Origin of the sequence: Propionivibrio sp., from assembly GCF_017995515.1 — a bacterium.
Lineage (GTDB): Bacteria > Pseudomonadota > Gammaproteobacteria > Burkholderiales > Rhodocyclaceae > Propionivibrio.
The window spans coordinates 31,770-39,185 of sequence record NZ_JAGOIT010000022.1 but is presented as its reverse complement, the minus strand read 5'-3'; the positions used below and the strand labels follow the sequence as shown (position 1 = coordinate 39,185).

Genomic DNA, 7,416 nt, shown 5'->3' with positions numbered 1-7,416 from the left:
CCCCCTTTGGGCTATGCCCTGCCCCGTCCGATCCCGGCCTCTTCAGCCACCTTGTCGCGGGTGAGGAATGTCTGCCCCAGCCCGCGCGTAGTGACGGGCCGCGTCTGCAGGATGCTGAGCTTGCCGTTGGCGACCCCGAACTCGATGTCCTGCGACAAGGCATAGTGGTCTTCGAGGGCGATGGCGATGTTCGCGCGGACGTCGTTCTTCTTGAGGCACGGCACGTCGCGCAGATGGGTTTCGACCGGCACGATCGAGGTGCCCTTGCCGGAGGGATGCTGCTTGACCATGAACGCCTTGTTTCCAACATGGACGCTCACCACCGAACAGTCGGCCTTGTCCACGTAGTAGCGATCGACATCGACGACGCCGGATACCACGCCCTCGCCGAGGCCATAGCCCGCTTCGATCACGATCACGTCGCGGCCGCTCACCGGATCGGTGGTGAAGATCACCCCGGAGACCTGCGAGTCGAACATCTGCTGCACGACGATCGCCAGCCTGGCCGACCCTTGCCGAACGACGCGATCGCTCTGGTAGAGGATTCCCCGCGTCAGCCAGAACGAAGTCCACACTTCCTTGATCCGCTCCAGCAGTTCGGCCATGCTGACGAAAAGATAGGTCTCCGCCGCGCCGGCAAACGCTGCCTCCTCGGTGTCTTCCTGGAGGCCGGACGAGCGCACGCTGACGAAGCTGTCACGCAGACCGCAAGAGTCGACTGCCGCCATGATCAACCGACCCAGGCCGCGTGCCGGATCGAGGCTGGCGCGGCGGATCAGGTCGCGGATACAGGTTGACGCCTCCTCGATCTTCGCGCGCTTTTCCTTCTCCGGAATGGCCGCATTCGCAAGAATCGCCTCGAGTCCGGACGTGAGGCGCCGATACTCGCCGTCAATACCGTTCTCCTCGAGAAAGTGGTCAAAAGCCAGCGTGGTCACCATGAACGCGGGCGGTATCGACGCACCGTGGTGCTTTACGACCTGTGCTATTTCGCCGAGATTCGCGCCCTTGCCGCCGACGAGTTCGACGCAGTCGGCATCGACTTCGTCGAGCAGCAAAACGGCACGCTGACATTGCGCGATCCGCGTTCTCTTCACTCGCGTCAACGCATCGGCCTTGCTCTGCAAGTGCGCGACCATTGCCCGCGCCGCAAGCCCCTCCTCGCGCATTCGCTTGAGCGTTCCCATCAGCCCTTGTTGAACCTCGAGCTTCATCCGGTAGTACGCATCGCCAAGCTGGCCGGCGGGGTCTTCAATATCGACGAATTCCCTGATCCGGGCGAATTCGCTCAGTAGCGAAACCTTGCCGACAGCTTCCGGAAATCGATCGAGCACTTGCTGAACGTGGGTCGTTTCCATCGTCAGAATCAGGTCTGCCTCGCGGACATCGGTGTCCGTCAGAGGCCTGCTTCGATGACCGTTGGCGATGATGTCTTCTTCAAACAGCAGCAACGCCTGGCTGCCGTCCGACATCGGCCGGTCTGCAACGGCCGAGATTCCGCGCGACTGCACCTTGACGCCGACTATCCCCTCGGCCGCAAGCATCTTGTTCAGCAGGAATTCGGCCAGCGGGCTACGGTCCACGTTGCCCATGCACACGAGCAGGACATTCACCGGTTTTATTTCCCCGGTGCGGTGTCCGAGCCGGCGCAGCGCCTTGCGCATCGCCGGCAGGTCCGCTTCGTCCAGATCGCGCGCGCACAGCGCTTCGATGTCATGCAGCGCCTCGGCCTTCAGGAAGGCGATGCGCGGATGCCGACGCAACGCCTGCGTTCTTCCATGCAGGGCGTTCAACCGCAGGTCGCACAGGTCGAGACTCTCCGCCAGCATCGCGACCTGTGTCCACAGGCGTTCGACGATGGCCAGCGTATTGAGCGCGCGCCAGAGTACGGTCACCGCGGCAATGTTGTGTTCGACTTCGAATAACAAGCCGTCAAGCTCGGCAATGGCGTTGTCCGAGACCGCCCCGATCAGGCGCGCGATGTTGTCCGTTTCGCCCAAGGCAAGCCCGCGGCGAACGCGCCGCACGATGTCGATCAGGTGCGTGCGGACGGCGGGAGTGACGCGCTTGTTCCATAGTGCTTCGGCCAGGATCAGGACCAGGCTGTCGGAGATGACCTCGGCGCGTGTATGCCGGGCGTCCAGAGCCAACGGCAGCGTGACCAGCCAGGTCTCCAGGTCGGCTGGAGCCTTCTTGCCCGTCGCCACCAGGCGAAGCAGGTGCAGCAGCGGTTCGAGCGGGATGTCGGTCACCGGCATGATCGAGGCGATCCCCTGAGATGCCCAGACCATGACGATGCTGCCCTCGCGAATGTCGATCGTCTCGGACACCATCGATTCGCTGACCCGGAACCCTTCCGCCGTCATCGAGGTCTTTCCGGGACGCCGCTCTTCGATGCGTACCAGGTTGCCGGCCAGCGATTGCACCCACTCGGCGTGCGGCAGAATCAGCGACGGAACCCCGAATTCGCGGGTCGTCACGCCGGCGTGGCTGAGCAGGCCGCCGCTCGTCACGATCACCGCTTCGGCGGCGCGTATGGCATCAATGTCTTCCGGCGTGGTAAAGGGAAGCAGGAGCACCCGACCGTCACGCGTCTGCGGCGTTGCACTGTATTCGCGATCGAACGTAATTCGCCCGATGCGCACCGAGCCGTCGCCGACGGACGCGACCAGTCCCCTGACCGTCTGCCCGCTGAACCCGGCCGACACCCGCGATTGCTCAACCAGCAGGCGGTGCGAAATGAGCTTGCGGAACGCCGGAAGCCGAAGCCGCTCGGGCAGCGAATAGGCGCATTTGCGCAACAAGCGCTTCAGGCTGGCGATGGAAAGCCATTTGCCGCCGCTGTCCGGCGTGCGGTAATGCCCGAATGCGTACAGGATCGAACGATTCTGATCGTCGGCCAGACCGTAGATGACCAGCCATTCGTCGGGTGCGATCTCTTGCTGCGCGCGCACCACCTTGAGCTGATCGATGATCCCGATCGTGTCGAAATCGAGATGGAGGTCGATCTCCTTCAGCAGCACGGCGGTGAGCAAGGCTTCGTGTTCGCGCGTCAGTACGCGCTGGATGATCTCCTTGAGGGGCAGGTAGGCGGGGTTGCGTTCGAGTTGCCCCTGGCTGTCGAGCCGCAATTCGCCGCGCGCCAGCGCCTGGCGGCACGGGCCGTTGAAGAGCCGGTCGATAACCTCCTGCCCGACGCCCCCGGTACCCGATGCGATGACCGGCAGGTCGAACTCGCGCAACACCGCGTTGAGTGCGAAAAACAGCCGCTGGCGAACCATCTGGCGCTCTTCGCCAACGTAGTCCTCGTAGGCGCGAAGCGCTTTCGGGCCGCTGAACTCGCAGTAGGTTTCGAAGGGCATGCCGTCGCCCCGGTAGGCGAAAGGAATTCTCCCCTCGACCATGAACATGCGCGCCATCGCACCGGCGAATTCGCGGATCTTCTCGGCCTTCGCCTTGCCCGCGAGACTGCCGGGTGGCGCCTTGGCGAGGAGGATGTACGCCATCGCGTAATCGAGATCGCGCAGCGACCAGATAAGCCGCAGGACGACGACAAGCGCACGCTCGATCTGCCGGTCGTCGCGCGCGCCGTGATCCTTGTCCAGATAGCCGCTGACCAGAATCTCGACCAGGCTGCTGCGATCGACCGTGACCGTCAGTCCGGCTTCCTTCAGCACGGTGCCGACGAATTCGGCGCGCAATGCCTGCGGCAACTCCGCGCCCCCCTGGAAACTCTGCAGCCGGATCAGGCCCTCGTCGTCGGGATCGGCAATGTTGGCGGACAACTCGACGCGGTGTTCGCCCAGGCTCACGCTATAGACGATGTGATTGTCGATCAGCACCACGGTGCCGGGACAAGGCCCCGCCAGCCACTGCGCCGCGCGCGCAATCACCGCCAGGCCACGGTGGCGGATGAGCCCGTTCACGACGACCGGCGTATCGTCCAGGCGCGCAATCCGGATGTCCTCGCTCTTCTCACCAGCGAAGCGGCCGACGGTGACACGCATGTCCGCGTGCGCAGTCGTGAGTCTGTGTTCCAGCGCCCGGTTGCCCCGATCATGCAGAAAACGGATCAGGGCATGCACGGTCGTCGGCTCGCCCGCCGGATTTTCCACCATGTCGGTGATCGTGTGGCGCAGCGTCGCCGGCAGCCGCTCGTGCGCATCCAGCCGGGACCACGAACGCTCGAGCTCGCCCACGATCCGGTCGTAATACGCGTGCGCCGCATCGGCATCGGTGGAAAACGCGACTTGCCCATACGCTTCGACCATCTCGGCAAGCAACGCAAGGATGCACACGGCTGTCGACCTGGTCATGCCTTGCGCGTGCGTGACGATCAACTGCAGCGCATCGTAGTTGGGCTTGACCAGGTTGTCCCGGATGTTGAGATACTGCGCCCGCAATCGCTGCCTTGCTTCGGCTTTCGATGGCGTATTCCTGGACAGATCGGAGAGCAGCACGTAGTACCCGGCATCGGCCGGACCTTCGCTCCGCAATTCGCCCTCGCCGCCGATCCAGGGCGGCATCTGCGAACTGCCGTGTTCCACCGGGAACGCCAGATGATAGCCGCCCAGGTTGACCCCTGTGTCATGGACATCGACAACGGCGATCAGCCGCAACCTGTCCACGCCTGTCCATGCCCGGACGATGCGGTTGAAACGTTGCGCCCCGAGTGCACAACGCACGATGGAGAGATTTTCGATGATGTCTGCCAAGGCCTCCGGACTTTTCACGATCGAGCGTACAAAGCCTTCGCTGCTCATCGTCTTCACGCCGAGCAATCGTCTCAATCGAGCAACCGGCTGGCGGCCGTGGAGCGCTTCGAGGAGATCGTAGGCGGCCGGGAAACGCGCTTCGAGTTCCTCCGCGACGACATTTTTTGCTGACTCGTCCGCGGCTCCATGAAGCGCATTGACGAGATCCGGATCCGGAACCGGCGGCAGGTCACCGCGAGTCGTCAGCTGATCGGGGAGCTTCAGCAGCGCCCGGAGAATGCGCTCCTTTTCGCCTTTCAGCGCCTGGATCCGAGCGATGCGCTTGGCGTCATCGACGATCCGTCCGGCAACGGCTATTTGGTCATTGTGCTGATGCCAACGCTGAGCCAGCAACGCTGGGGCGTCGTCGGCAATGTTTTCATCGCCACCACCGCGTTTGTGACTCGCGGCGATCAATCGTGGGGTCGTCATCCCGCCATCCGCCATGTCATCCGCCCTGAATACGAAACTGATCACGCTTCTTGATTCTAGCAACCGGCGGAGGACTTTCCAGATTCGCGTCGGGCAACGAGGGATTGCCTTCGCCAGCGCTTGATGCCCGGAACACCGCGATTCAACTCTGTTTTGGAGTCCCTATGTCCCCGACCAAACCTCCCGTCGCCGTTGACGCCCTCGACGTCCCGCCACGCACCGCGCCGATCCTCTATCCCGAGCCGTTTGCGTCACTCATGAACAAACGGAGACTAACAAGGAGAGCCATTGCGAGGCAAATCTTGACAATGCATTGCCTTGGGAACAGATCAAGGCGGCCGACTATTCGCCAGCCGGTGATCTGAAGACGCGTATTGCGACATTACGGGCACGCCACGCGGCACAGGTGAAGAACGATTTCGACTTTCCCCCTACAGCAGGAAATCGCCGCGCAAAAACGTCTGAGCGAACAACAACAGGTCTCGCTCAACGAAGCCGAGCGACGTCGCGAGCAGGAAGTCGCCCGGAAATCACGGGCGAAGGTGGAAGAAGACGGCCTGCGGGCAGACGAACGAACACTGACCAGTGAGTTGGCGGCTGAAGAAGCCCGCAAAGTGAGCAAAGACGTTCTTTTGGCCGAGGCAGCCAAGGTTCTCGGCGATGAAGTTGAGCTGCTGAAACAGGAGGGAGGCGCCGCTCAATTGAGCGCACTCACCCGCGAAAATGCTTCGCCCCGGCCATAGCTGCCAGCCGGGGTTTCCACCGCCGTAATGTCGGGAGGGCATTGCTGGTGCTCCCCGCAGCAGTTTCAGCCTTTCAGAGACAGTTGATCATCAACTGCGTAACCAACGTGATCCCGTTTGCCGTACGCCTGAATCGTTTCGCATCAGCAACCGGGTCTTCGCCGATGACCAGCCCTGCCGGTATCTGCACACCCTGATCGACGACACAGCGGTTCAGCCGAACGCCGCGGCCGATGTCGACCTCCGGCAGGACGACCGACCAATTGAGCTTGGCGTAGGAATGCACGCGGCACGAGCTGAACAGCAGCGAGTGGTTGACCTCGCCGGAAATGACGCTACCGGCCGAAATCAACGATTCGATCGACAGCCCGTGACGATCAGCTTCGTTATGCACGAACTTTGCGGGAGGCAGTTGCGGCTGGTACGTCCAGATCGGCCAGTTTTTGTCGTAAAGATTCAGCGCCGGATCAGTCGCCGCCAGATCAATGTTCGTTTCCCAATACGCATCGACATTACCGACGTCGCGCCAGTAGTGCTCCTTGCCCGGCTTTTCATCCGCCACATGCACGCAACTGCGAGAGAACGAATGCGCCATTGCGCAGCCTGTCTTCACCGCGCGGGGAATGATGTCGCGCGCGAAGTCATGGCTCGATGTCTGATCGTTCGCATCGCGCTGCAACTCGTCGTACAGATACTTGGCGTTGAAAATATAGACCCCCATGCTGCACAGCGAACGATCGGGTTTGCCTTTGATCGCCGGCGGATCGGCCGGCTTCTCGACGAAGTCGGTAATGCGTCGATCCTCGCCGACGGCCATGACACCGAAACGGCTCGCCTCGCTACGCGGCATCTCGATGCTGGCGACGGTGCATTCGGCGCCGCTCTCCACATGGTCGGCCAGCATCTCCGCATAATTCATCTTGTACACATGGTCACCGGCGAGGACGACGACGTACTCAGGCTTCGGATCATGTGTCGAAAGGATGTCCCTGTTCTGATGCACAGCGTCCGCCGTACCCAGATACCAGGCGCCCTCGTCGACACGCTGCTGCGCCGGCAGCAAGTCTATGAATTCCTTGGCTTCGCCGCGAAGGAAGCCCCAACCACGCTGCAAATGGCGCAACAGGCTGTGCGACTTGTACTGAGTGAGAACACTGACCCGCCGTATGCCGGAATTAACGCAGTTCGACATCGCAAAGTCGATGATGCGGTACATGCCGCCGAAGTACAGCGCCGCATTCGCCCTTCTCTCCGTCAGTTCGTACAGCCGGTTGCCGCGCCCGCCAGCAAGGATCACCGCCACGGCCCTGCTGGGGCACAGGAACGATCGTTGTTCCAACATGGTGACTCTCTCCCGAAAAGTCTTGTTGCGGCTAATCGTGCCAACGGTCAATACCGCGCGGCATCACGACGGCGGGACACTATCAGCGCTTATTTGGTTATTAGCCGTCCGACGATTGTATGGAGCAGCCGCACTTTCGTCCAGG

Annotated in this window: 5 protein-coding genes and 1 pseudogene; 4 read left to right on the top strand and 2 right to left on the bottom strand. The window is 62.1% G+C overall.

Annotation, left to right across the window (positions count from 1 at the left end):
* Positions 1-11: 11 nt before the first annotated feature.
* Positions 12-4,619, bottom strand: coding sequence for a PEP/pyruvate-binding domain-containing protein (locus KBA32_RS05615; protein ID WP_294356328.1), 4,608 nt, complete (start codon positions 4,617-4,619; stop codon positions 12-14).
* Here KBA32_RS05615 and KBA32_RS05610 point away from each other — a divergent pair.
* From KBA32_RS05610 to KBA32_RS05600, 4 genes and pseudogenes are all read left to right on the top strand, one after another.
* A complete protein-coding gene (locus KBA32_RS05610; protein ID WP_294356327.1) occupies positions 4,590-4,886 on the top strand; it encodes a hypothetical protein in 297 nt (98 codons plus the stop codon). The two genes, KBA32_RS05615 and KBA32_RS05610, sit on opposite strands and share 30 nt — an antisense overlap.
* A 15-nt stretch (positions 4,887-4,901) precedes the next feature.
* Complete coding sequence (locus KBA32_RS05605) at positions 4,902-5,240, top strand: hypothetical protein (RefSeq protein ID WP_294356325.1); 339 nt, start codon at positions 4,902-4,904, stop codon at positions 5,238-5,240.
* A 238-nt stretch (positions 5,241-5,478) separates the two neighbouring features.
* Positions 5,479-5,604: pseudogene (locus tag KBA32_RS17070) on the top strand (carboxy terminal-processing peptidase); the annotation flags it as partial.
* Positions 5,603-5,929, top strand: a complete 327-nt coding sequence (locus tag KBA32_RS05600; protein WP_367113749.1) for a carboxy terminal-processing peptidase — start codon at positions 5,603-5,605, stop codon at positions 5,927-5,929. The pseudogene KBA32_RS17070 and the gene KBA32_RS05600, both read left to right, overlap by 2 nt.
* 73 nt (positions 5,930-6,002) lie before the next feature.
* On the opposite strand, the gene glgC is transcribed toward KBA32_RS05600, so the two are convergent.
* A complete protein-coding gene (gene glgC, locus KBA32_RS05595; RefSeq protein ID WP_294356323.1) occupies positions 6,003-7,271 on the bottom strand; it encodes a glucose-1-phosphate adenylyltransferase in 1,269 nt (422 codons plus the stop codon).
* Between the last annotated feature and the right edge of the window lie 145 nt (positions 7,272-7,416).

What these genes read in the sequence shown, in the direction of transcription:
- KBA32_RS05605 (WP_294356325.1), top strand. Translation starts at nt 4,902, where the DNA reads ATGAAGCGCATTGACGAGATCCGGATCCGGAACCGGCGGCAGGTCACC.
- glgC (WP_294356323.1), bottom strand. Translation starts at nt 7,271, where the DNA reads ATGTTGGAACAACGATCGTTCCTGTGCCCCAGCAGGGCCGTGGCGGTG.
- KBA32_RS05610 (WP_294356327.1), top strand. Translation starts at nt 4,590, where the DNA reads ATGGACATCGACAACGGCGATCAGCCGCAACCTGTCCACGCCTGTCCA.